General features: G+C 68.7%; 16 protein-coding genes and 1 pseudogene. 4 read left to right on the top strand and 13 right to left on the bottom strand.

Annotated features, from left to right (window positions below):
- Positions 1–127: 127 nt before the first annotated feature.
- The gene (locus GO986_RS12780) at positions 128–1,228 is read left to right on the top strand and encodes an alpha-hydroxy acid oxidase (RefSeq protein WP_157459693.1); all 1,101 of its coding nucleotides are present in this window, start codon (positions 128–130) and stop codon (positions 1,226–1,228) included.
- Between the two features lie 197 nt (positions 1,229–1,425).
- Here the strand turns inward: GO986_RS12780 and GO986_RS12785 are convergent, their stop codons facing one another.
- Positions 1,426–3,531: a putative bifunctional diguanylate cyclase/phosphodiesterase gene (locus tag GO986_RS12785; protein ID WP_157459694.1), complete on the bottom strand. Its 2,106-nt coding sequence runs from the start codon at positions 3,529–3,531 to the stop codon at positions 1,426–1,428.
- Between the two features lie 99 nt (positions 3,532–3,630).
- Positions 3,631–4,053 carry a DoxX family protein gene (locus GO986_RS12790; RefSeq protein ID WP_157459695.1) on the bottom strand — a complete coding sequence of 141 codons (423 nt, stop codon included), beginning with the start codon at positions 4,051–4,053 and terminating at the stop codon, positions 3,631–3,633.
- 115 nt (positions 4,054–4,168) lie between these two features.
- Between GO986_RS12790 and GO986_RS12795 the strand changes: the two genes are divergently transcribed.
- Positions 4,169–4,402, top strand: coding sequence for a ferredoxin family protein (locus GO986_RS12795; protein ID WP_157459769.1), 234 nt, complete (start codon positions 4,169–4,171; stop codon positions 4,400–4,402).
- A 40-nt stretch (positions 4,403–4,442) separates the two neighbouring features.
- On the top strand, positions 4,443–5,108 hold the full coding sequence (locus tag GO986_RS12800) for a Crp/Fnr family transcriptional regulator (protein WP_157459696.1): 666 nt from the start codon (positions 4,443–4,445) through the stop codon (positions 5,106–5,108).
- Positions 5,109–5,361: 253 nt separating this feature from the next.
- Here GO986_RS12800 and GO986_RS12805 read toward each other — a convergent pair whose 3' ends face one another.
- From GO986_RS12805 to GO986_RS12815, 3 genes are all read right to left on the bottom strand, one after another.
- Positions 5,362–5,709, bottom strand: a complete 348-nt coding sequence (locus tag GO986_RS12805; RefSeq protein ID WP_157459697.1) for a VOC family protein — start codon at positions 5,707–5,709, stop codon at positions 5,362–5,364.
- 56 nt (positions 5,710–5,765) lie between these two features.
- On the bottom strand, positions 5,766–7,004 hold the full coding sequence (locus GO986_RS12810; RefSeq protein WP_157459698.1) for a hypothetical protein: 1,239 nt from the start codon (positions 7,002–7,004) through the stop codon (positions 5,766–5,768).
- A 120-nt stretch (positions 7,005–7,124) separates the two neighbouring features.
- Positions 7,125–8,030: an aminoglycoside phosphotransferase family protein gene (locus tag GO986_RS12815; protein WP_198170653.1), complete on the bottom strand. Its 906-nt coding sequence runs from the start codon at positions 8,028–8,030 to the stop codon at positions 7,125–7,127.
- A gap of 89 nt (positions 8,031–8,119) precedes the next feature.
- Here GO986_RS12815 and GO986_RS12820 point away from each other — a divergent pair, with 89 nt between their 5' ends.
- Positions 8,120–8,617 (top strand): GNAT family N-acetyltransferase, encoded by a 498-nt coding sequence (locus GO986_RS12820; RefSeq protein ID WP_157459699.1) that lies wholly within the window; start codon positions 8,120–8,122, stop codon positions 8,615–8,617.
- A 9-nt stretch (positions 8,618–8,626) separates the two neighbouring features.
- Here GO986_RS12820 and GO986_RS23455 read toward each other — a convergent pair.
- From GO986_RS23455 to GO986_RS12860, 8 genes and pseudogenes are all read right to left on the bottom strand, one after another.
- Positions 8,627–8,866 (bottom strand): annotated as a pseudogene (locus tag GO986_RS23455) (DUF2716 domain-containing protein); the annotation flags it as partial.
- An 85-nt stretch (positions 8,867–8,951) separates the two neighbouring features.
- Positions 8,952–9,134, bottom strand: a complete 183-nt coding sequence (locus GO986_RS23460; RefSeq protein WP_157459701.1) for a DUF2716 domain-containing protein — start codon at positions 9,132–9,134, stop codon at positions 8,952–8,954.
- Positions 9,131–10,168, bottom strand: coding sequence for a DNA topoisomerase IB (locus tag GO986_RS12835; RefSeq protein ID WP_157459702.1), 1,038 nt, complete (start codon positions 10,166–10,168; stop codon positions 9,131–9,133). The genes GO986_RS23460 and GO986_RS12835 overlap by 4 nt, the downstream gene beginning before the upstream one ends.
- The gene (locus GO986_RS12840) at positions 10,168–10,914 is read right to left on the bottom strand and encodes a uracil-DNA glycosylase (RefSeq protein WP_157459703.1); all 747 of its coding nucleotides are present in this window, start codon (positions 10,912–10,914) and stop codon (positions 10,168–10,170) included. Before GO986_RS12840 ends, GO986_RS12835 begins: the two co-directional genes overlap by 1 nt.
- A 448-nt stretch (positions 10,915–11,362) precedes the next feature.
- Positions 11,363–14,959, bottom strand: a complete 3,597-nt coding sequence (locus tag GO986_RS12845) for a DUF11 domain-containing protein (protein WP_157459704.1) — start codon at positions 14,957–14,959, stop codon at positions 11,363–11,365.
- Position 14,960: 1 nt separating this feature from the next.
- Positions 14,961–19,808 carry a hypothetical protein gene (locus GO986_RS12850; RefSeq protein WP_232337773.1) on the bottom strand — a complete coding sequence of 1,616 codons (4,848 nt, stop codon included), beginning with the start codon at positions 19,806–19,808 and terminating at the stop codon, positions 14,961–14,963.
- The gene (locus GO986_RS12855) at positions 19,809–22,676 is read right to left on the bottom strand and encodes a DUF7933 domain-containing protein (RefSeq protein WP_369409348.1); all 2,868 of its coding nucleotides are present in this window, start codon (positions 22,674–22,676) and stop codon (positions 19,809–19,811) included.
- Positions 22,677–22,819: 143 nt separating this feature from the next.
- A complete protein-coding gene (locus GO986_RS12860) occupies positions 22,820–24,823 on the bottom strand; it encodes a DUF11 domain-containing protein (protein ID WP_157459706.1) in 2,004 nt (667 codons plus the stop codon).
- Between the last annotated feature and the right edge of the window lie 22 nt (positions 24,824–24,845).

Raw genomic sequence — 24,845 nt, forward strand, 5'->3', positions numbered from 1 at the left:
TAGTCCCGGCTCAGAGCCTGAGGCTGTGACGAGCCGTTGGCCTGGATGAACTACAGGGGGACGCTGACCCACCCACCCTGCCGGGGAAGACCACGGCGAAACCCAGAGTCCCGCGCTACGCTGCCCCATGCCTCTGCCCGACGCGCCGCTGACCCTGGACACCGCCATCAATCTGGCCGACATCGAAGCGTTGGGCCGCGCCCAGCTGGACCGAAACGCGCTGGAATACTACGAGAGTGGCGCCAACGACGCACTGACCCTGCGCGAGAACCGCGCCGCCTACCACCGGCTGCGGCTGCGCCCGCGCGTGCTGGTGGACGTGTCTCAGATTGACACCTGCACCGAGGTGCTGGGCCTGCCGCTGCAAAGCCCTATCGGCATTGCGCCCAGCGCCTTTCACGGCCTGGCACACGCAGACGCCGAACTGGCCACCGCCCGCGCCGCAGCGGCGGCTGGCAGCGTCATGACCCTCAGCACCTTTTCCAATAAGTCCATTGAAGAGGTGGGCGCGGCGGCGGCCGGGCGGCTGTGGTTTCAGCTGTACCTGTGCGCTGACCGCCAACTCAGCCGCGACGTGATTGCGAGGGCCGAGGCGGCGGGAGCCCGCGCCCTGGTATTTACCGTGGACGCCCCCTACCTGGGCCGGCGCGAGGCGAACGAACGTCACCGCTTTGCCCTGCCGCCTCACCTGCACGCGCCCAACGTGGGCACCCGCGAAACGCTCGCGCAGGTAGAAACCGACACAGGCTCTCAGCTGGCCAACTATTTTCAGAATCTGGTGGACAAGACCTTTACCTGGGACGACCTGGCCTGGCTGCGTGCCCAGACCCGTCTGCCGATGGTGCTGAAAGGCATTCTGACGGCCGAGGACGCCGCGCTGGCGGCTGACCACGGCTGCCACGTCTGGGTCAGCAACCACGGAGGGCGGCAGCTGGACAGCGCGGTCAGCAGCCTGGAAGCCCTGCCCGAAGTGGTGGACGCCGTGGCGGGCCGCACCGAGGTCTACCTGGACGGCGGCGTCACGCGCGGCACCGATGTCCTGAAGGCGGTGGCGCTGAGCGCCCGCGCGGTGTTTCTGGGCCGGGCGGCGCTGTGGGGCCTGGCGGCCGGCGGCGAGGCCGGGGTGGCCCGTACCCTGGCGCTGCTGCACGACGAATTCCGGCTGGCCCTGGCGCTGTGCGGCAAGCCAACTGTGGCCGCGCTGGGGCCAGAGGTGGTGCGGAGGTAAGTGGACAGTCGGAAGTGGATGAACCGGCATGCCATGTGGGGGGCCTACCGCCCGGGATAAACCCGAGGGGCGGTTGCACCCTCTCCTCGCAGAGTGACATAAGACCGGGCGTCTCACGCTGCGTGGCGCGAGGCGCCCTGCTCACAGCGACTGCGTGGCCAGCTTTTTTCCACTGACTACTTCCCACTTCCCACTCTCTATATCTCTGTATTCATCGCCTGCACCAGAGCATTCAAGGCTTCAGGCGGCGCGGGGCGGCCCGTCAGGTACCCCTGCACCACCTCGCAGCCCAGGTCACGCAGGGCCTCCAACTGCGCCCCGGTTTCCACGCCCTCGACCACCACGCGCAGCTGGAGGCCGCGTGCCAGGGCCAGCAGCGCGCCGACGACCCGCTGGTCCAGCGCCGAATCGGCCACGCCGGTAATCAGCGAGCGGTCCAGTTTCAGTTCGTCCACCGGCAAGTGCAGCAGCGTGGACACCGAGGACTGCCCCATCCCGAAGTCGTCCAGCGACAGGTGAACCCCCAGCGCCCGCAACTGCGAGAGGCGCCGCGCCGCCAGATGCAGGTCGCGCACCGCCAGGCGCTCGGTGAGTTCCAGTTTCAGGGCGGGGCCACTCAGGCCGTGCCGGCGCAGCGTGGCGTACACGCCCGCAATAAAGTCGTCCTGCGAGACCTCCAGCGGCGAGACATTGACCGCCACCGGCACCCTCAGGCCCCAGGCTGCCGCCTGACGGCAGGCCTCGTTCAGCACCCAGGCGCCCAGCGGCTGAATCAGGCCCGAGTCCTCTGCGACCGGAATAAACCGTGCGGGCGACACGGCGCCCAGGAACTGGTCGGTCCAGCGCACCAGTGCCTCTAGACCCACCAGCTGACCAGTGCGGGCGTCCACCTGCGGCTGGTAGTGCAGGTGCAGCCCGCCGGTCTGCGGCGCGTCCAGCGCGCGGCGCAGGTGGCCCTCAATGCGCAGCTGGGTGTGGGCGGCCACGTCCAGGGTGGGTGCAAAGAAACGGACAGCATTTTTGCCTTCGCGCTTGGCCTGGTACATGGCCAGGTCTGCCTGCCGCAGCAGGTCGGCCGGCTGGGCGCTGTCGGGCGGATGCAGCGCGATGCCCACCGAACTGCGGACCGTTACCGCCGAGCCGCCCAGCGTCACCGCCGGTTCCAGCGCCGCCTGAAGCCGCGCCGCGTCGGCTGGCCCGCCCAGGTCGGGAATCACCGCCACAAACTCGTCGCCGCCCAGCCGGGCCACCGTGTCGGCGGGGCGCACCGCACCCTGAAGGCGGCGGGCCACCTCACGCAGCAGGTCGTCCCCGGCGTCGTGGCCCAGGGTGTCGTTGATGCGCTTGAAGCCGTCCAGATCGATAAACAGCGCGGCCACCGCCCGCCCGCTGCGGCCCACGCGGCGCAGTTCCAGGTGCAGGCGGTCCAGCAGAAGCGTGCGGTTGGGCAGGCCGGTCAGGGCGTCGTGCTGCGCGGCGTGGGCCATCTGGGCGGCCAGGGCTTCAAGCTGCGCGTGCGCCCGGCGCCGCTCGGAGATGTCGCGGTCCTGCCCCAGCACATGTTCGCGCCCGCCGACCATGACGAGGCTGCTGGCGGTCTCGATGGGAAAGACGTGGCCGTCTTTGTGGCGGTGTTCGCCCTCACCCTGCACGGGATGCTCGGCCCGAATCCAGGCCAGCAGGCGCTCGCCCTCGTCGCGCATCAGGGGCGTGGGGTGCAGCAGGTCAATGGACTGCCCCACCAGTTCGCCGCAGGTGTAGCCGTTCATGGCGCCAAACGCCGCGTTGCAGTCCACGATGCGCCAGGGCACCTGAGGGTCGTGGGGGTCCAGCAGCACCAGGCCGTCAGCCGACTGGTCAAACACCGCCCGGAACCGCGCCTCGGTTTCCTGCCGCGCCTGCTCGGCGGCCCGCTCGGCCGTGATGTCCATGCCGGTGGCCACCACCAGCGAGACCTGGCCATCCGCGTCCAGCAGCGCCGTGTTGGACCACAGGATGTACCGCCGCTGACCACCCGCCGCTCGCCAGTGGTTCTCGTAGCGGCCAGGAAAGTCGCCAGCCGTCAGGGCCGCGAACACAGTCATGACGCCAGGCACCTCTTCGGGGTCCAGCACAAAGGGCCACAGCACCTGACCGCGCACGGCATCCTCGGTCAGCCCCGTCAGCCGCTGACAGGCCGGATTGAAGCGCACCACCCGCCCCTGCGGGTCTAGCACCACGACCAGCGTGTCGGTGACGCCCAGCACCGCCTCGGCCAGCCCCCCGCCGCCAGAGAGAAGTTGTTCCGCGTTGGGCGGCTGCATACCCGAGCAGCTTAACTGGTTTGCCGCGTTCCCCGATATTCAGTCTGTGCGGGTCTCTGCTCTCAGGGGACGCAGGCGAACAGGGTCATTGGCCCCCGGTCAGCGGCGCTCTTTGGGCCAGGCCCCTGTACTCCAGAGCGCCCACAGCACCAGGACCGGCTGAAACGGCAGCCGGGCGGCGCGCTTGGTGTCCGTGTTCATCCCCAGGGCGCTGCGGTGATGCACAAACTGGGAAATATTGCCGGGAAACACCGCCACAAAAAAGGCTGCCAGACCCCAGCCCAGTGCGCGCCGGGTCGGCGGGGCCAGTGGTGCCAGCAGCGCGGCCCCCAGCGCGATCTCCACCACGCCCGACGCCAGGACGGTGGTGTCCTTGCTCACCGGCAGGCCGTCCGGCACCTGCGCCTGAAACCCGCGGCGGGCAAAGGTCAGGTGGCCTGCGCCCGCCAGGACCAGAAAGCTGCCCAGCAGCAGGCGGCCAGCGTGGCGGCGACCAGATGAAGCAGGAGGGGTGAGGGTCATGGGTCTACCGTAGAGGCCGCGGGCGCGGGGCAGATGTGCGCGGCTTCAGGCGGCGTTGACAGGCGGCTTGACCAAAGTCATGGCGGCGCCGCCGACCCGCACGGCAGCCTGGGGCATGGCCTACGTGATTACCTCTCTGTGTGCAGGCACGCGCGACGGCGCCTGCTTGCAGGTTTGCCCCAAAGACTGCATTCATGACGCGGGCGCGCAGTTTGTGATTGATCCCGAAGAATGCATTGACTGCGGCGCCTGTGCGGTCGCCTGCCCAGTGGGCGCCGTCTTTGACGAGGCCGACCTGCCAGCCGAGCACCGCGCGGCCCCCGACCTGAACCGCGCCTTCTTTCGGTAGGCCCCTGGGCCAGCCTGAAGGGGTGTGCCAGCATAGGCGAATGCCCGGCGCCCTGACCCTGCTGCGCCGCTCGGCGCCGTTTGCGGCGGCCTCGGCCGCGACCCTGAATGACCTGGCGGCGGGGGCGCGGTGGTGCTGGCCTGAACGCGGGCAGCACCTGTTCGGCCCTGGCGACCCGGTGGATACCCTCTTGCTGCCCGCGCAGGCCGGCGTGCGGGTGTATATGGTCAGCCCTGCCGGGCGCGAACTGACCCTGCGGGTGGACGGGCCCCAGCAACCTGTAGAACTGGCGGCGGTGCTGGGTGGGCAGGCCTGGCATGGAGTGGCGGCGCAGGCGCTGGGGGCTGACCCTCAACTGCTTTGTCTGCCAGCTCAGGCGGTGCAGGGCGCCGTCCTCCATGACCCGGCGCTGGCAGCGGCAACCATCACCCACCTGGCCCGGCGCACCGCCGACAGCCAGCGCCACCTGGCCGCCCTGGTGCTGGGCGGCGTCACCGAACGTCTGGCCGCCGAACTGCTGCGGCACGCCGCAGCCCCCTGGCCCCTGCCCACCAACAGCGACCTGGCCGCGCGCCTGGGCACGGTGCCAGAAATCGTGAGCCGCAAGCTGGGTGAGTTCTACCGGCGGGGCGTCATTGACCTGCGGGGCCGCACCGTGACGGTGACAGAACCTGCCACCTTGCAGCGGCTGGCCGAGGGCAGCTGAGAGAATCTTTGGCTGGTTGCTGACCACGCCTCTAAAGACCGAACCCAGGACGGCCACCTGAGACGGTTCTGAGGCGAGTAGCGAGAGTCACGGACGCTAGACGGCGGCCTGGTGTGAACGCCCCTCCTCCGACTTCCAGTTGCGCCATACACACACCAGACGAGAGCGGTTGTCTTCGGGTCCAGGACCTCTTCTGCTCTGTGAGCCATACAAAAAGAGCATCATCACGCCCACGACCTCACTGGCGACTGACCTACTTCTGGACCACGCAAAAGCGGTTGCCGTCCGGGTCGGCCAACACCACGTAATCGGCGCCCGGTTCGTAGCGCCAGTCCACCCGCTGCGCGCCCAGGCCCAGCAGGCGCTCGACCTCGGCCCCCTGGTCATCGGCGTACAGGTCAAGGTGGTGGCGGCGGTGGGTCTGGGCTTCACTGGTCACGAGCTTCAGGGCCAGCTGCACGCCCTCGCCGTGTTCAGGCACCAGCACGGACCAGTCATCAGACGGCGCCTCACGCGGGCGGTAGTGCAGCGCCGCAGTCCAGAAGGCCACGGCGCGCGCCACATCGCGCACACCCCAAACCACAGAACCAATGCGAATCATAGGCTGCACCTTACGGGAGCCGCAGCGACCAGACCAGCCCTGGCGCGGCTGCTCGCCTATATCTCCAGGCTCAATTCAGCGTGTGCCGTGTTCGCCTGTAGAGGGACATGATGACTGCGAATCCGCACGCCCCCCGCTTCCAGCGTAAACCCGTCCCCGGACAGGCGGGCTGCCTCCAGCCCCGGAATAATGATCTCTCGGAAGCCCGAGAGCAGCGGATTAAGACCAGCCGCCACCGTCAGGCACCCCTGACCCAGCACTTCCCCCTCGACCGCTCCATTGGCAAACTGTAGAAACCGGTGGTGGAGGACAGCCCCTTCGCCCAGCACCAGCGTATTGAGTGGATCAAACCCCCGCAGCCACAGGGGCTGGACAGAGCGCAGCACGAGCCGCTGCCCCCGCTGCCCTTCAAAGGTGCGCCGCGCCTCCTGCTGGCGGTGGGCGACCCGCGCGGCCTCTGCCCCGGCCCAGGCCTGGACCTCGGGGCTCATCGGCCCCCGCTCTGCCGGGAGAATATGGGCCGCCAGCAGCTCATCCAGGGCCGCGCCCGACGCTTCCACCAGGGTCTTCCAGTCGAGAGACAGGCGGTCCAGCAGCAGCGCGTAGGCCGCGCCGGTCGTGTAGGCGCGCTGGCGCACCGCCTCCGCAGCACAGTCCACCGGAGGAAACACGGGGACGGCCTGGGCAAATCCCAGTTCAACGTAATGGGCCAGGCCTTCTTTGCGTTCCATTGCCCGCTCATAGGTCACGTGTTCGGCCGCAAGCCGCTCACACCGGGCCTGACGCCAGGCCAGGGCGCGCCCTGCGTGAAGGGGCCAGGTGTTGGCGTCAGGCCGCAGTGCCCGCTGAAGCGCAGCGCTTTCCAGCGCGCGCGCCGCCAGAATGAAAGGGTCAGCCACCGGGTAGGTCAGGGCCGCCAGCTCATCGGCGTCCCAGAGGCCACGGGTGTCCCCTTCCTGATACACATGAAAGGCCTCATGGACAGCCAACCCTGCGAGTTGCAGGGCCGTCAGGTGGCTATCCAGACTGCTCAGCATCAGGCTGGCGGCCAGCCGACCGTCTGGAAGGCGGGTGGCCGTGTTTGCGGTCACGCTGGGGTGTCGTCCTGGGTAGACCCAGGCGTCCTTCTGTTCCTGCCAGCCAGGCTCGGGCGACGGCGCTCTCCAGAGGACGGTGCCGTGACCGTCGTAGATCAGGTACGGGATGGCCGCAGGCACAAAATTCGGCCAGAGGCATCTTGTGTCGGCCTGGATCAGCGTCAGGGCCTGCCGAAACAGAGCGGTGGAAACGGGCATCAGGGTCAGGCCTCCGGGGCAGAGCACACCCCTACGGGCCACCGACGCTGGTGGGCCAGGGGGCGGCTTCCCTTCAGTGTGCAGCCCTGGCCCTGTGTTGGAGGCCCAGGTTGACCGGGATTATTGGAGACGCTCCGTCAGCACCGCTTCAATCTGCCGCACCGAAATGGCCGCCAGCTCGGTATTGGTGTGCTGGTAATAGGGCCACGCCACCGCGCCGATACTCAGGGCCCAGCCGCGCCCGCGTGCCCAGGTGGCCGGGTCGGGGGCCAGGGCCGCGCGGAAGGTGGCGCGCGTGCTCGTATCCAGCAGATTCCAGGCGGGCTGGAGGTCCACCGCCGGGTCGCCCAGCGTCAGCGCGCCCCAGTCAATCACCGCGCTCAGGCGGCCCGCCTGGGCCAGCAGGTTGCCGGGTTTGAGGTCACCGTGCAGCCAAGTGGGCGGGCCAGCCCAGGCGGGGGCGGCCAGCGCTTCCTCCCAGACGGCCAGCAGCTGGGCAGGGTCAAAGACGGGGGCACAGGCGGCAATGGCTTCTCGGGTGCCCTGGTCGCGCTCCAGTAGTGGCCCCCCACGCGAGCCTTGCGGGAGATCAGCGGTGGGCGTAGGCACCCGCCGCAGCGCCTGAATGAACGCGGCCAGGTCACGCGCGAACTCGTGACCGTCGCGCACGGTGTCCAGCGCCGCCTCAGTGCCGGGCAGCCAGCGGTAGACCGCCCACGAAAAGGGAAAGCCCTCGCCCGGTTGGCCCACGAACAGCGGCTCGGGAATGGGGACAGGCAGGGAGGGGGCCAGCCGGGGCAGCCAGGTCGTTTCCTTGACCACATCGGCGGCGGCCCAGCCAATCCGGGGCAGCCGCACGAGCAGGTCGTCGCCCAGACGAAAGATGGCGTTGTCGGTGCCGGCCGAAAGCACGCGGCGCAGCGCAAGGGCGGCCCACTGAGGACACTGCGCCGCCAGCAACCGCGCCACCTGGGCGGCGTCTACCAGCACTTCAGCTTCGTGCATGCGTGTGGGAGGCTCGTCCATTCGGTCTACCGTAAACGGCCCGGCCTGGCCGCTGCATGGGCCAGGAGGCGTATCGCCCGCTCCGGCCGCGCCCTCCTAGACTGAAGGCCATGCTGCACCTTCACCCGATGGACGACGGCACCTTCGCACAGTTTCTCGCGCATACCGTGCCCCAGTACGCCGCCGAGAAGGTTCGGAATGGCCAGTGGACCCCCGACGAAGCGCAGGACCGCGCCGAGGCGGAGTATCAGCAGCTGCTGCCCCAGGGACTCAACACGCCTGACCAGTTTCTCTTTTCACTGCTGGACCCCAGCGTGGGCGCGCCCGTCGGCGTGTTGTGGTACGGCCTGCAACACCGGACTAACGGCACCGCGGCCTTCATCTATGAGATTGAGGTCTTCGAGGCCTACCGGCGCCGGGGCTACGCCACCCAGGCCTTCGCCGCGCTGGAAACGGACGCGGCGGCCCGCGGCACGACCAGCTTGCACCTGCATGTGTTTGGTCATAACACGGGCGCACGGGCGCTGTACGAACGCCTGGGCTTTCAGGTCACGAACGTCAATATGAAAAAAGAGCTGACTGATACGGTCCAAACACCGGCCAGCTGACCTGGCGCTTCAGGGCTGCACCACACCGTCTTGTCGGACCCGGCGGCTTAACAGTGGCACAGGCAGCGGCTCTAGAGCCTTCAGCAACGGGGCTCCAAAGACACAGAGGGTTCTCTGCCACGGATGGCCGAGGGTGCCCCAGGCCAGGCCCGGTCCCAGTGTGATGGCGTAGTCGCCGTCCGGGAACAGGCCGTGCGTGAACGGATGGCCCCGCACAGGCACGGCGCTGGCCTGAGGCATATAGGCAAGGCACTCATGCTGCTAGTCCAGGGCATAGACCTCCTCGCCCGGACGGGTCAGCGTGCGGAAGGCCGTCCAGAAGCAGGCGTACAGTTCATCTATATCCGCCTCTGACATCCGCCTCTGACCAGCGCTCTGGCAGCGCAAACGTCACCGAGGGCGTCGGCTCCCGGAAACCCGGCCAGCGGGACACACTGGGCGAAAACTTCAGCTCTTCGTACACGAAGTCCCAGACCTGCGTGGCTTCCGGTTTCTTCAGCGTTCGCCGGCCTCTCAAGCCGCCTTCTTCTTTCTGCCTCTTAGCGTCTTCTCGCTCTCCAATAGCCTTTTGAGGGCGGCTTCGCTGCGGGTCAGGCCGTCCAGGTCACCTTCACCCTTAGTGGCGCGCGGCTCGTAATCGTCCAGCACCTTGCCGTCCAGGTAGCGGTCGAAGATGACCGGGCAGATGTAGCTGCTGCGCGTTACCGCAGGGGTATTCCCCAGGTCGGCAGCCACGTATTTTACGCACTCCACCAGCACCTTGCGGGCCTGGCGGTCGGTGTCAGCCACACCCGCCTCGGCCAGATATTCGGCGGCCAGCAGGGTGCCGCCCCAGGTGCGGAAATCCTTGGCGGTAAAAGGGCCAATCACTTCCCCCAGGTAGGCGTTCAGTTCCCCCGAGCGGATACGGCGGCGCCCCCCCTCGGCGTCCACCGTCTGAAACAGCCACGGTCCCGGCAGTTCCAGCAGGCGGCTGATGTTGGCGGCCAGCGTGCGGTCGGTGGTGGCCTTGTGCTGGGTGATGCCGTGCTTGCCCTTGAAATGAAAGGTGACGGTGTTGCCCTCCACCTTCACGTGCCGCTGGCGCAGGGTGCTCAGGCCATAGGTCTTGTGCTGCTGGGCGTAGATATCGCTGCCCACCCGGAAGCGGGCCACGTGCAGCAGGCGCGACATCAGGGCGGCGACCTTGCGCGGCGGCAGGCCAGCGGCGCGCAGGTCGCTGCCCGTCACGGTTTTGAGGGTGCCCAGCGCGCCGGCAAAGCGGGTCAGGCGCTGCCATTTTTTCAGGGCGCCCGCCTGCACAAAATCCGGGTGGTAGCGGTACTGCAGGCGACCAGCGGCGTCGCGGCCAAACGCCTGCACCTCGGCGTCGGCGTCGGGCGAGACGAACACGGCCTCGTAGGCAGGCGGCACCGCCAGCTTGGCGATGCGGGCCAGCCCGGCCTCGTCGGCATAGGGCGTGCCGTCGGGCCAGGTGTAGGCAAACGCCTTGGGGTCATGGCCCTCCCGGCGCAGATAATCCTCCTGCAACAACTCGGTGCGGGTGGGCATTACTCCTCGGCCTTCTGAGGCAGTTGCCAGTCAATCGGCCCGCGCCCGGACGCCTCCAAGGCCGCATTCACCTGCGAAAAGGGACGGCTGCCAAAAAACTTGGCCTCGCTCAGCGGGCTGGGGTGCGCCGATTCGATGACCACGTGCTGCGGCCCGGTAATCAGCTTCTTTTTCTTGCGGGCGTAGGCGCCCCACAGCACGAACACCACCCGCTCCTCTTTGGCGTTCACGGCCTTAATGACCGCGTCAGTAAAGTGCTCCCAGCCCTTGTTGGCGTGGCTGTTGGCCTGGCCCTCGCGCACGGTCAGCACAGCATTCAGCAGCAGGATGCCCTGGTCGGCCCAGTGCTTCAGGTAGCCGTGGCGCGGCGGCACAAAGCCGGGCATGTCTTCCTTCAGCTCCTTGTAGATGTTCCGCAGGCTGGGCGGAATGGTCACGCCGGGGCGCACCGAGAAGCTCAGACCATGAGCCTGGCCGGGACGGTGATAGGGGTCTTGCCCCAGAATCAGCACCTTCACGTCGTCCAGCGGGGTAAAGCGCAGGGCATTGAACACGTCGGCAGCGGGCGGATAGATGGTCTGCTCGCGCCGCTCCTGCACCAGAAAGTCCTTGAGGTCATGAAAATACGGCGCGGCAAATTCCGGCTCCAGCGCCCGCTGCCAGGATTCGGGCAAGCCGGCGGGCAGGATGGCTTTGGGGGTCTCGGGGGCCGGGGTCAGGCCAAACAGGTCGGGTTGGTCACTCATGGAATCGGGCTCCTTTGCACCCCAGTCTGGCGTGTCTGACACGCGGATGTCTCGGGGAGATCCTGCGCTTTTCTTTTGGCTCGGTCCCAGGAAGGTAGTGAGCGACTTGCACAACGAAGGAATCGTCATAACCAGCCGCCGTGGAGTTGCGGGGGGTGATGTTCTTGCCAAGGTGTAAAGCAACACCGCTGTGAGGCGGGAGCAGGATATGGCTAGAGCCAGAGCCGCCGCTCTGGGGTGATCGGGGCCGCCAGACTTCGACAGCAACGCGGGCGGCCCCTAAGGAAGGCCGCCCGCGCAGGTGAGGGGAAAAGTGAGCCGGATTCCGTCTGTTCCGTTGGCGAAGTGAAACGGCGCCACTCCGCCAACTCCACGCCCAAAATCCGTTTCGTTCCTGCTCGTTCCGCTCGGATTGGGCCGCTTAATGAACGGCCGAATCGGAAAACTTTTACTGAATAGCCGCCCGGAAGCAGAAGGTGACGCTCTGGCCGGGGAGGAGCACGAAGCTGCCGCCCTGCACGCTCACCTTGCCGCCGCTCAGCACGCCGGCGTCGCCGTCGGCGGCGGCGGTGTAGTACACGGTGCTCGCCGGGGTGGTCACCTTGATGTCCTGCCCCGGCGCAAAGCCGTTCACGCGGAAGGTCGTGTTGGCAGGCACGGTGTCGCTGAAGACGATGTTGCTGGCGTTCAGGCCACCCTCGTTTTTCGTGACGATGCAGTATTCCAGCACGTCGCCGGGGGTGCCGCTGCTGGTCGTGCCCACCGGGCCGCCGCGCGTGATGTTCTGCACGGTCTTATTAACGGTCAGCTTGCTCTGGAACACGGGCGTGACGACCTCATTGGAAGGCACCCCCGTCTGAGGGCCGTCGGTGTAGCGCACCAGCGCCACGTTGCGCACTTCGGCGGGGTTCAGGGTGAAGGGGGTATTCACCGTCACGCGGAAGGTCACCACCGCTTCGTTGTCCAGCGCGTTCGGGGTGGTGTCAATCTTCAGAATCTGGGTGGTGCAGGCGGCTGCGGCCTGGCTGCAAATACCAACGGGTTGGGCGAAGGGGTAAGCGGCGCCGGTCAGCGGCGTGGGGGTGCCGCCCGTCACCGTGCTGGCAAAGCCGTTCACGCGGGCGCTGCCGGCCACGTAGGTGGTGCCGGCCGGCAGGGCGTCCGTAAAGGTCACGCCGCCGGCGGGCAGGTTGCCGCTGTTGCGCGTCACGATGGTGTATTCCAGCGTGTCGCCGGGCTGCACCTTGTCGCCCGTCGTGCCCGCCACCTTGCGCACACTCTTCACGACCTCCAACCTGGGGGCGTAGGAGGGAAAAAAGCAGCTGGCCAGGTCGGTCGAGCCCGGGGCCGAGGTGCCCACAGGGGTGTAGGTCACGCCGACCAGGTCAATCTTGACCAGGCGGCCCAGGTTGTCGCGGGCGTAGATGCCGCTGGGGCTGGCGGCAATGCCGGCGTACTGCGAGCCTTCGGCGGGATTGCTCAGGCGGCCCAGGTACTCGGCGCGCACGCTGGCAGGGGTAATCAGCCACAGGTCAATGCTGCTCGCGCCCGTCACGGCGCTGACCATGTACAGCTTGCCCGCGTTGTCAGCGAAGAAGTCGCCGTTGTCATAGAAGCTGGGGGCCCCGCTGCTGGCCGAGGTCACGGTGCCCAGCTTGGTGACGGCGTAGGGGCTGGCGGTCTCGAAGCGCCAGAAGTTCGCGCCTGAATCCATGGCGTAGCCGATGCCGGTGCTGGTCACGGCCATGCGCACCAGGCGGCCACTGATGTCGCTGAACACGCCGCCGCTAAACCAGGCCTTCGTCAGCGAGTCGTAAATGCGCAGGCGGCCGTCATCGGTGGCGGTGAAGAGGCGCCGGGCGTCGGTCGAGATGCCCAGCGTGGCCGAGGTGCCGCCGTCGGGCAGCGCAGCCACCAGCGCGCCTACGGCGTTCGTGGTCACGTCCAGCACGCGGATCTCGGTGCCGTTCGAGCTGCCCGCCGCGTTGGTCAGGGCGTACACCTGCTGGCAGGTGGGCTGCGCGGTGGGAGGCGTGACGGTGGTGGTGGAGGTGGCGCACTGGCCAGCGGTCGTGGTGCAGGTGCCGGGGTCTGGGATGGGGTCGGGGTCGCCGCCGCCGCCTACGCTGGCCTTGTTGACGATGGTGCCGGACAGGCCGCCGTCCAATGTCACAGCAACTGGGATGGTGACGCTGGCGCCCGCCGCCAGGACAGCGCTGCTCGTGCAGGTCACGGTCTGGCCACTGGTCACGCAGGTCCAGCCATTCGCCGTGAAGCTGGCCGGGGCGCTGACGCCTGCCGGCAGCAGGTCCCTGACGGTGAGGGTGCCGGCCGTGGGCACCGTGCTGGTGTTCTTGACCGTCAGGGTGTAGACAGCGCCGCTCTGGCCCGCCGTCCAGGGGCCGTTGTTGCTCTTGGTGATGGTCAGCTCAGGCTTGACGGGCACCGGGCAGGTCAGTTTCAGGTCGTCCAGCTTCAGCACATTGGTGTCGGCTGCCGTGCCGTCTTTCAGGGTGTAAATCTGGAGGGTGACCTGCGTGCCGGGGCTGGTAAAAGTCGGCACGGTCTGAAGGGTGTAGTCGGTGGTGACGGGCGAGCCGTCCGCCTGGCGCAGCAGCGCGCCGCCGCTGTCACGGAAGACGTAGCGCAGCTGCGTGGCCGTGTTCGAGTGGCTGCGCACCCAGTTCTGGTAACTCAGCTCGGCGCCTGCCGGCACGTTGATTTTCTGCTCGTACAGCAGGCCCGGCGTGGTCAGGGTGCCGCCGTTCTTGCCTTCAAAGCTCTTGATGTTCATATACACGGCGTGGCCGCCGTTGCCCGTGTGGTCAATATCGCGCCACAGGGTGTAGGTGCCGTCGGTATTCGTCACCGTGCCTGCGTCCGCGCGGTAGGCGTGGTTCTGCACCTCGCCCAGCGGGCCGCTGGCGTTGAAGGTCTGGGCAAAGGGCGAGTTGACCGTGCAAACGCCCGTGACCGGCGCAGGGGTGGGCACCGTCACCGTGGTGGTGTAGGTGGCGCACTGGCCGGCCGTCGCCGTGCAGGTGGCCGGGTCGGGCTGTGGGTCGGGGTCGCCGCCGCCGCCCACACTGGCGCGGTTGGTCACGCTGCCCGCCGCGCTCTGGGCCACGTTCACCCCAAAGGTCAGGGTGCTGCTGGCGCCAGCGGCCAGATTAGGTGTGCCTGTACAGGTCACGGTCTGCCCGCTGACCGAGCAGGTCCAGCCGCCCGTGGTAAAGCTGCCGCTGGTGGCCGTGATGCCGGTGGGCAGTAAGTCCTTGACGGTCACAGTGCCCGTGGTGGCCGCGTTGCCGGTGTTCTTGACCGTCAGGGAGTAGGTCGCGCCGCTCTGGCCGGCGGTCCAGGGCCCGTTGCCGCTCTTGGTGATGGTCAGGGTGGGTTTGGCCGGCACCGTGCAGGTCAGCTTCAGGTCGTCCAGTTTCAGGGCGTTGCGGTCCTCACGGGTGCCGTCTTTCAGCGTGTAAATCTGAAGGGTGACCTGTGAGCCGGGGCTGGTGAAGCCCGGCACCGTTTGCAGGGTATAGCTCGTGGTGGCCACGGCGCCGTTCACCTGTTGCAGCACGTTGCCGCTGCTGTCCCGGAAGACGTAGCGCAGCTGGGTGTCGCTGTTCGAGTGGCTGCGCACCCAGTTCTGGTACGCCAGGGTAGAACCGGCAGGCACGTTGATTTTCTGCTCGTAAATCAGGCCTGGCGTGCCCAGATTACCGCCACTGTTGCCGCTAAAGGCCTTGATGTTCATGTACAGCCCGTAGCCGCCATTGCCGGTGTGGTCAATGTCGCGCCACAGGGTGTAGGTGCCGTCGGTGTTCGTCACCGTGCCCGCGTCCGTGCGGTAGGCGTGGTTCTGCACTTCAGCCAGGGCGCCGCTGGCATTGAAGCTCTGGACGAAGGGGGCGTTCACCGTGCAGGTGCCGGGGGTGGGCGTGGTGTTGGTCGTGGCCGTGACCTGGGCGTGCGCGGCGAAGCTGCCGAGCAGAGCCAGGGCCAGGCCGCCCTTCAGGGCGCGCGTCAGACTATGCAGGGGCATCTCAGCGGCCCTCCTCGGTGGTGGGCGCGGCCTCGCCGGGGGCCAGGGTCACGCCATTAGGCTGGTTGTCGTCCAGCATCAGGTCCAGGCGCAGGTACAGGCCCTGACGGGTGTAGATGTTCGTGCCGATGCCGCTGAAGCCCACCGGGTTGTAGCCCAGGGTGACCCAGGTGCCGGGCAGGGCGCGGTAACTGGCTTCCAGACCCAGGCTGCTCAGGGTCGAGCCGGTGGCCGGCTGCACCAGGCCGCGCGCCGCCAAGCCCAGGCCCAGGCGGTCGGTGACGTAATAGGTGCCGCTCAGCGAGCCCTGATAGGTCGTGCCGCCGGCCTGGGCCAGCAGGGTGCGCCCGGCCACGCCGCCGCGCACCGCGAACTGCGGCGTGTGGTACTCGGCGTTGACTTCGCCAATAACTTCTGGGGTGCCGCCGGCCAGGGCGCCGTCCTTGTAGCGCAGGTAGGCCAGGCCCTGCCAGGGGCCGGCGCGCAGCGCAGCAGAGGCGGCGTAGTGGCTGCCCGCTCCGGCTCCAAAAATCTGGGTGGCGTCGGCCGCCAGGGTCAGCTGCTCATTCAGGCTGTAACTGCCGCCCGCCTTGAGGGCCACGCTGAACGCCCCGCCCGTGTTGGCCGCGTCCGCTGAGAGGCTCGCGCTGGCGCGGTCGCCGGCGTAGCGCAGGGCCACGCCCGCGTTCCAGCCGCCCTCGTTGGTGGCGTCGCCGTCCAGATCCAGAATGTAGCTGCCGCCCACCTCCACAGCCGTGGTGTCGTTGATGGGGAGTTTGGCGTCGGCGCCAAAGCGGGCGCGGTTGCCCCAGCCGTCGGCGCCGGGCAGGTCGTAGGTGACCGCCACGTTCGTCAGGCCCAGGCTGGCCTGGAGCCCCAGGCTGGCGCGGTGGCCCTCGTCCCAGTTGATGTCGTCGCGGGCGGTCAGCACTACGTTCTCGCCCACCGGCACGCTGGCCTTCAGGGCGGTGGTGGGGTCGAGGTCGCCGCTAAACGGCTGGGCGTGTTCGGCCGAGACCTTGAGGCGGCCGTTGTCGTACCCGGCGCTCAGGAGGCCAGCCACACCCTGCTGGCTGCCGTATCCGGCGCGCACGCCGGCACCCAGGGTAAAGGGCGAGAACGAGTACAGGCCGCGCACCTCGGCTGTGCCGCCGCTGACTTCCGGCGTTCCGGTGCCCGCCGGGGTGCGGGTGTAGGTCGCGCGGGCACTGACCCCAAAGCGTTCACTGACGGCGTAGGTGGCGCCGGCGCTCAGGCCCAGGCCAGGGGCCGCCGCGTTCAGGCCCGCATACGCGCTGTCCTGGTAGTGCGCCGAAGCGTTGACCGTAAACCGCTCGCCGGTCAGGTCGGCGCTGCCGTTGACCAGCACGCCACCGCCCGCGTAGGCGGCCAGCAGGTCGGCCCGCGCGCCGTCCGCCGCGTAGCGGGCGCGTACGCCGATGCTGGTCACGCCGCCGATATTGACAGCCGCCGCCCCAATGCGGGCATTCTCGCCCAGGCGGCTGCCCACCTGCACGCCCCAGGCCAGTTGCCGGGCGCCCAGGGGATTGTTCAGGCGGTACGACACGCGCACGCGCAGTTCGCGGCCGTCCTCGTCCACCAGATTCAGGGGCCGCTGGAAGTACAGCACGCCCGCCGCCGCGTCCAGGGTGTAGTCCGTCAGGCGAGTCAGGGTCTGCACCAGTTCCTCGGCCCCCGTGTCGGGGTTGAGGCTGACCAGCTCGACGGTTTCGCTGTCGCGCTGCAAGTTGCTCTGGCCCAGCGGCAGCACCCGCAGGCCGTTGGCGGCGATGGTGCGCCGCACAAGGTCACCCGGCAGCGCCGCCACAAAGCCCGACACCTGCGGGTTGCTGCGGGTAAAGCCGCTCAGGGCCGTGGGGGTAATGCCGACATTGAACACGTCCACCGGGAGGGGCGCCTGACGGTACGACACGCTGAAGCCGGGGTGCTCGTAGCGCGCCGCCACCGGGTCCACGCCTTGCAGCGGCAGGGTTTCGGTGCTGCTGTCGCCATAGTTGGGGTAGCGCTCCAGCGGGTTGGCGGTGGTGGGCAGGCCCTGCGCCGTGTCCTGGCGCACGGTGGTCTGTCCGGCGGCGGTGCGGTCAGCCACCACGGCGCCGTTGGCCGCTACGTACAGCTTGCCTTCGCCAATCGGGGTTTCCAGGTAGGCCGCGCCGCGCGCCTCGGCGCTCACCGCGCCGCCGCCCTGCAGCAGCACGCCGGCACTCACCATGCCGATGCCCACGCGGGTGGTGCTGGGCAGCGCCTCAAAGGCCTTGCTGATGGTGCGGTCGCCCAGGCGCACGCTCAGGTCAAAGCGGCCGGGCACCGCCATTGGTTCCAGTTCCAGCACGCCCTCGCCGTCCACCAGTTTCACCTGATAGCTGGCCACGGCAGGCTGGGCGTCGCTCTGGGCGGGTTCCAGGCTGGCCTGCACGGTGACGTTGCTGCTGGCGGTGGTCAGGCCGCCCGCGTCGGTCAGGCGAATGGCCACCCGAATGGGCGTCACGCCGTCGGCCACCAGTTGCTCGGCCTTCAGGTCGGCATTGACGGGCGCACCCGCCAGAAAGACGCGCACCGTCTGGTCGCCGTAGGTAATGACGTTCTCGCCGCTGCGCAGCGCGATGCCGTAGAACTCCTGGCGCTGGGTGCCGTTCGCCGGGTCCACGCTCTTGCGGCCCAGGGTGGCGGGGTCCACCGCTACGCCGTTCACGAGCGGCAGGTCAGTGCTGTCGGCGGGGCTTTCCAGTGTGACGGTAATCCGGTCGCGTTCACGGAACACCGCGCCGTCCAGCGGCAGCTTCAGGGCGCCGTCATTCTCGGCAGCCTGCGGCTGGGCCGCCGCCACCGGGCTCAGAGCGCCCAGGTCGTCCAGCTGGCCCTCGCCCACCAGCACCCGCAGCGTATTGCCCGCGTACTTGCCCACCAGGGTGGGGCTTTCCAGGGCGGGCAGGCTGCCTTCGTGGGTGACCGTGTAGGTCAGGACGCCGCGCGGCGCGCCGGGGGTGGTCCAGTAAAACTTGCCGCCGGGGCCCACCTGGGGGTCGGCCAGGGGCCGGCCGCTCAGCTGGCTGCTGCCGGGCACGTAGGTGCTGCCCTGGGGCGGCTGGTGCGCCACGATGACCTGGGTGGCGCCCCCGGTTCCCGGCACGTCGTAAGGAATCCGCACGGTGCTCTGGCGGGTCTGCGAGACCACCGGCGTCGGCGCCGGAGGCGTGGGGGTCTGCACGGTCAGTACGCCGCCCACGACCTGCTGGCTGTCACAGTTGCTGCTCAGGGTGGCGCGCAGCTGGCCTTCCTGGCCGCCGTCGCCCTTCACGCGGGCGCGGTAGGTCAGGGTCTTGGTCTCGCCGGGCGCCAGTTCACCGCTGAAGGTGGCGGGGTCCAGGGCCTCCAGGGTGGCGCCGGGCTCGTCGGTCAGGGTGTAGGGGGCCGGGGCCGAGGAGGTGTTGCGCAGCGTCAGGGTGACCGTGACGGTCTCGCCCGCCAGGGTGGTGGGCAGCTCGGCGCGGCGCAGCTCAATCTGGGTGGCGGTGGGCAGCACCCGCACCCCGACGGCCTGGGTTTTGTTCCAAGGCGCCAGGGTCGCGCGGGCCTCACCGCCGCCGGGGGCGTCAGCCCTGGCTTCAAAGGTCAGCACGCCGGGGTTGGCGGCGTCCACACGGGCCGTGGCGGTGGTCTCGCCGCTGGCGGTAAAGCCGGCGGGCAACGCCACCCGCAAGTTGGCGGGCAGGGTCTGCCGCTCAAAAGCAGTCTCGGCGCGGGCGGTGAAGGTCACCACGTCGCCCACGCAGACTTCCGGCTTGTTGGCCGTAAAGGTCAGGTCCACGCTGGGCCTCACCTGCACGGCCACGCGCGCCGTCTGGCCCTTGACCACCGTGGCGCTGGGGGCGTCCACAGTCACGTCGGCACCGGTAATCGGCTCGGCGCTGACGGGGTACTCCTTGGCGGGCAGGGTAAAGGGGCCGGCCGAGCCGTTCACGTTGTAGGCCTGCTCGCCTACGGTCACGGTGGCCTGGGTAGGCAGCACCTCGTCGGGCAGCACCAGTTCCGCGCGGATTTCCAGGCGGCCGGTGGTGTCGGCCGTGACGATCTTGATGGGGCCAGTGGTCAGTTCAAAGCCCACCGAGTTGCTGTACTGATAGGTGTCGGCCGGCTGGCGCAGGTACAGGGTGTAGTTGCCCGCGGCTTCAGGCACCGCCACGTCGTCCCACTGCAACTCGCCGCTCACCTTAACGGGGTAGGCGTTGCCCTGGGCGTCGCGCAGCTCGGCTTCCATCTCGGTGGGGCCGTCGCCGTCGTACATGCGGATGCCCATGGGGCCGCCGGGGTTGTAGACGTTCAGGGCGGGCACCCAGTCGTTGCTGCGGATGGTGACGTTCAGGTGGTCGGCTTCCACCGCCGCACTCACCGAGTTCAGGCGGAAGGCGAAGGTGTTCTTGCCGTTGCCCTCGGTGCGGACCTTCAGGGTGTAGGTGCCGGCGGGCAGGTCACTGTTCAGGAAGGTCTGCCAGTCCTGGGCGCCCACGCCGAAGTCCTGCTGCTTGACGACTTCGCCGGCGGCATTGACTAAGGTAAAGGTGCTGCTGACCGGCTCTTTGGGGGTGGCGGCCGAGTAGTTCTCGTCGCCGTACTGGTCGGGACTGCGGTAGTCGGCGGGGTCAAACTGGGCGCCGTAGACGTCCAGTTGCACGCGCGAGCTGAGGCCCACGATCAGGCGCAGGTCCTGGTCGCCCACCGTCCACATCAGCTTGTTGCCGACGGAGGTCAGGGGCAGGGAGGTGGCGATTTCCTGCGCTGCGGCCGTCCCAAGGAGGGCCGCCGTCAGGGTGGTGAGGGCGCGTTTCACTCAGTACCTCCAGCTCGCCGTCGGGTCGGTGACGGCGCCCTTGGGGTCGCCCGCCCAGCGGAAGCGGTAGGTCACCGCTCGCTCGCCGGTGGGCAGGGTGTCGTAGGTCAGGGCGTTCTGGCCGTCGATCAGCACAGCGCCTTCGGGGAGGGGATCGTTGACCTGCACGGCGCTCAGGTCAGCGGTGGCGCTCAGGGTCAGCTGCACGCGGTACTCGCCGGGCGTGTCGTCCACAAACAGCTGCTTGCGGATGGTCAGGACCTGGGGCGTTTGCAGCGGCAACGTGGCGGTCACGCGCAGGGTGGTGTCGCGGATCACTGCGATCTCGCCCAGGTCGGGGGCCAGCGGGAAGTCCACGCTGGTCAGGTTGCGCACGTACACCAGGCGGCTGCCGGGGCGGCCCGCATCCTGCGGCACGCTGAGGTTCTGGGCGCTCACGCTGTTCGGGTCCAGGCGCAGGGCGTGGGTGCCTTCCAGCAGGTTGCGGAAGTGGTAGCGGCCCTGGGCGTCGGTCAGGGCGATGCGGCCGCCGGCCAGAATCACGCGGGCATTCTGCTGCGGAATATCGGTGCCCAGGTCGTAGACGCCGTTGCGGTTGATGTCCATGAACACGTAGCCCACCACGTCGGCGGTGTTGCGCCCGAAGATCAGGGGGTCAATGGTGTTCACGGCGCTGCTGACCGGGGTCTGGGTCTGGCCGTTGTTGCTGATCGCCGTGGCAATCGCGCTGTTGCGAATCTGGGTGCCGGCCTCGGGGGTCACCTCGGCGTCGAAGGTCACGACGGCGGCGGCGCCGGGGGCCAGTCCCGGAATCTCCCAGGTGTAGGTGCGGCCCGAGACCGTCGGTTCAATGGGCGCGCCGTTCAGGCGGCTGCTGCCCTCGATATAGACCAGGCCAGCCGGCAGCGTGTCCTGCACGCGGATGGTCTGCAGGGCGGCCGTGGCGCTGCGGTTGGTCACGGTAAAGGTGTAGGTGATGGTCTGCCCAAACGACACCCGCTCGGGGCTGCTGGTCTTGACCATGCTGAGGTTGGCCTGGTCAAAGACGCCGTTTTCCACGGGGTTGGACTCGGTGGGCGTGGGAATCTCGTCACTGACCACGGTAAAGACGTTGAGGGCCAGCGCGCCGTCCGGGGTGCCCTGGGGCACGCGGGCGCGCAGGGTCAGGCTCACGCCCTCGCCGGGGTTCAGGCGAGAAAAGCGCCACACGACAGCCGTGCCGTCCAGCACGCCACCCTGATCCGCGCTGATAAAGGTCATGGTGTCGGTGCGCACCACATTGCCCTGGGCGTCCAGCACGCGCAGGTTGCGCAGGTCGTCACGGATCACGACGTTGTTCAGGGCAAACGTCTGGGTGTTGGTAAAGCTCAGGGTGTAGGTGATCTCCTGCCCCGGCGCCACCAGGCCGCTGCCCGCGCTGCCCGACTTGACCGGGCTCAGCAGGTTCTGGGACACCGTGGTCACCACGTCCACCGTCAGGTTGTTGGCGGCGCCCTGGCTGCTGGCGGCCGTCAGTTCGATACGCAGGTCCTCGGCCGCCGAGCTGACGCTGCCCGACCGGATGAAGTAGCAGGCGTTGAAGTCCTTGGTGGCCTGCGGGGCCAGATCGGGCACCCGGAAGGGCTCCAGAATGGGCGTGCCGTCGCGCTCGCTAAAGCGGATGGTCGCCTGGCCCAGCGCCACGCGCCCGGTAATCGTAATGGTGTCGGGGCGGTCACCCAGGTTCTGCACCGTGTGCGGGAAGCAGACCTCCTGGCCCAGCAGGGCATTGGCGCGCACCTGCTTGTCGTCCTCGCTCAGTTCGCCGCCGGGCAGGGCCTGTGGATTGTTCAGTGGCCCCAGCGCGATGGCCGGGGTGTAGCGCACCGTCACGTCGGCCGGCGCGTCCACGGCGATGTCGCCGCTGCGCAGCTGACCCACGTTGCGCCGGGTGCCCACCGCGTCAGCGGGCGCGCGCAGGCGGAAGGTCAGCGTCAGGGTCTCATTCGGGGCCAGGCTGGGGGTCCGCACGCGGATGGCCGCCACCGGCACGGTTTCGGCGGCGTTCCAGGCCGCGCCGTCAGCGCTGAATTCCAGCACGCCGCTGCCCGTCACGCGCGCGCTGCCGCTGATAAAGGTGAAGTCGCGCATCTCAGGCGTGTTCAGGAAGTCGGTGACCGTCACGGCGCGCGAGGGGCCGGCGCCGGTGTTGCGGGCAGTCAGGGTCACTTCGGTGTCCTGGCCGGGGCGCAGGGTGGACGGACTGAAGGTCTTAGTCAGCGTCAGCTCGGGGGGCTGGCCCACGCTTAGGCGGCCCACGTTGTCGTCGTCGGTTTCACCGGGGCGACCCGAGGCGTTGGTGGCGCAGGCGGCCACGAGGTTGACATAGGCGTCGCCCCGGTTGGCGGCGGTGGTCGTGGCGGGCACGAACAGCGTGACGGCCGCGTCGGCATCCAGGGTGACGGTCTGCACCGCCGGGTCGTCGGCATCCAGCTGGCCGTTGCCGTTCGTATCGGCCCGCACGCTCAGGTCGCCGGGCGTGAACTGCGAAGCCGCCTCGACCACAGGCCGCAGGCTAACCGTGTTGCGGGCGTTGCCAGCATTTGTCAGGACGTAGCGCAGGTCCGCGCCCTCGCCGGGCAGCAGCGTAAAGCTCTGGCCTGGCTGGGCCACCGTGCCGCTGGGCAGCACGCTGAGCGCGCATACCGGCTGCACGGTGGTCGTGACAGGCGGCGTCGGAACAGAAGTGGGCGGGCCGTCGTCCGGGGTGAATTCCAGGGTGGCCTGGTTCTGAATCACCGTTCCGGCCGGCGTGCCGACCGCGTGGGCTGGGCCAAACAGACCCAGCGCCAGCGCGGCGAGCGTTGTAAGCACCGAAGGGTTTCGCACGTTGCCTCCCAGGGAAAAAGGGGTGAAGTGAAAAGCAGTCTTGTGTTGAGGGGGCGTGGGGGAGCGAAAAAGAGGGGCAGGGCCTGCTCCCCCACGGTGGGGGGAGGCGCGGCCGCCCCTGTGGCGGTCGCGCCTGGGAAGGCTTACTTGACGGTGACGACGAAGGTGGCGGTGATGGTCTGGCCGGGGGCCAGGATGTCGCCGGTGTCAATCGTGCCGTTGCCGTTGGTGTCCACGCCGGCGTAGACGGTCACGCCGTCGTTCTGAGGCGCGGCGATGGGCGCGGCGCTCCAGTTGGTGCCGTTGGTCGAGTACAGCACGGTGCCGGTGGCCGTGCTGGTGGCGGTAAAGCTCTTATAGGTGGTGTTGGCGGGCAGCGTGTCGCGGATAAACGCGCGGGTCACGTTGGCGTTGGAGCTGTTCTTGCCGATGATGGTGTAGGTCAGGTCCTCGCCGGGACGGGCAGTGGCCTTGTCCACCGACTTGGTGGGCGCCGTCACCGGGGTCTTGCCCACCACGATGGTGTCGTTGGTGTCGGGCACCGTCACGCCGGTCGTGGGCGAGGTCGCGCGCTGGGTCAGGGTGATGATCTGGGCAGCGGCGGCGCAGGGCACGTCCACGGCGGCCACCAGTTTCAGCTCGGCGCCGGGGGCCAGCGGGCCGGTGTCGGCCACACCGTTGGTGTTGGTGTCGGTCAGGGCCACGTCGCCGGCGTCCAGCACCTTGTTGCCGTTCACGTCACGGAAGTACACCACATTCACGGTTATGGTGCTGCCGTCCACCAGCCGGATAGGCGCGGTGCCTCTCACGTCAAAGGTGTCGGTCGCGCTGCCCAGGTTGGCGATTTCCATCGCAATGCTGGCGCGCGTGGGCGCGGTGGTGTTGTCGCACACGGCCGGCGGAATGATAGGAGTGCCGGGGTTGCCAGGCTGCCCCACTTCGGGGGTGCCGGGGGTGGCCGGGTTGCCGCCAGGGGTGGGCGTGGGGTTACCGAACGACAGGCCCGGCAGGTTCACGATGTCGCGGGTGTCGTCTTTCTTGCTGGGATCGTTGGAGGAGGTGGTGGTGACCGTGACGGTGGGGGCCGCCGCTGGGGCTGCCGGCGCGCCGCCGGCCGGGAAGGTCACGCGCACCAGCACGTTGGCGGTGCCGCCGGGGGCGACCGTGCCCACGTCGGGCGTGCCGTCGCTGTCGGTGTCGGCCAGGGCCGTGCCGTCAGGCTTGAGCAGCGTCACGGTGGTGCCGGCCGGGAACCCCGCCTGGGCGTAGGTGATGTCCAGCACGTCGGGGCGGTTGCCGCCGTTTTGCACCGTGTTGGTAAAGGTGATGGTCGTGGTGGTGCTGACGGCCTGCGCGGTCTGGGTGTCGGCAGCGCTGGGCGTAATCGTGACGCCCTCGGGGCTGGCGTAGGGCGGGGTCAGTGGGTTGCCGTTGCCGTCGGCGTCGTCTTTCGGGCCAATCAGCGCGGCGTCATTGCGGTTCACGGTAACGGTGTTGTAGTTGTCGTTGTCCACGGGCTGCGTGAACGGCGCGGCGGGCTCAAAGCCCGTGCCCGTGGTGTTGGGCAGGCGCGTGCCCACCGGGTCGGCGCCCAGCTCCTGGGTGTTGGTGGCCGCCGCCGGCACCGTGTACACCTGGAAGAACTGCTTGGCCTGGTTCTGGTCCACGTCCGTGATGGTGGTGATCGGCGTGGCGGCGGCCAGTTCGGCGGCGTCCAGCGTGTTGTCGCTGTTGGTGTCGGCGGCCTTGGCGTAGTAGCGCACGTCGGTGGGCAGGGGCGCGCCCGCCGTGCTGGCCGTCAGGGTGGTCAGCGCGTAGTTCTCGTTGGGCACGTTGCCAGTGTTCGTCAGCGTGTACAGGAACACAGCCGTGCCCCCCGGCACCAGCGTGGCGCGCAGGGCGTTGTTCTGAGTGGGGAAGGTCGGGCCTGCCGGGCCCTCGTCGTTGGGGGTAATGGTAAAGCTGGGCACCGGCAGCACGGTGGTGGTAACCGGGTTGGAGGGCACGTCGGTGGGCGTGTTGCTGCCTTCAGGCGTGAACTCGATAGACGCCTGGTTGACAATCTGGGTGCCGGCCGGCGTGACGGCGAAGGCGGTGCCAGCGGCCAGCGCGGCAATCAGGGGTACAAACGTCCAGGTCTTCTTCATGTCTCTCCTCCGGGGGAATTAG

Source organism: Deinococcus arboris, from assembly GCF_009755355.1.
GTDB lineage: Bacteria > Deinococcota > Deinococci > Deinococcales > Deinococcaceae > Deinococcus > Deinococcus betulae.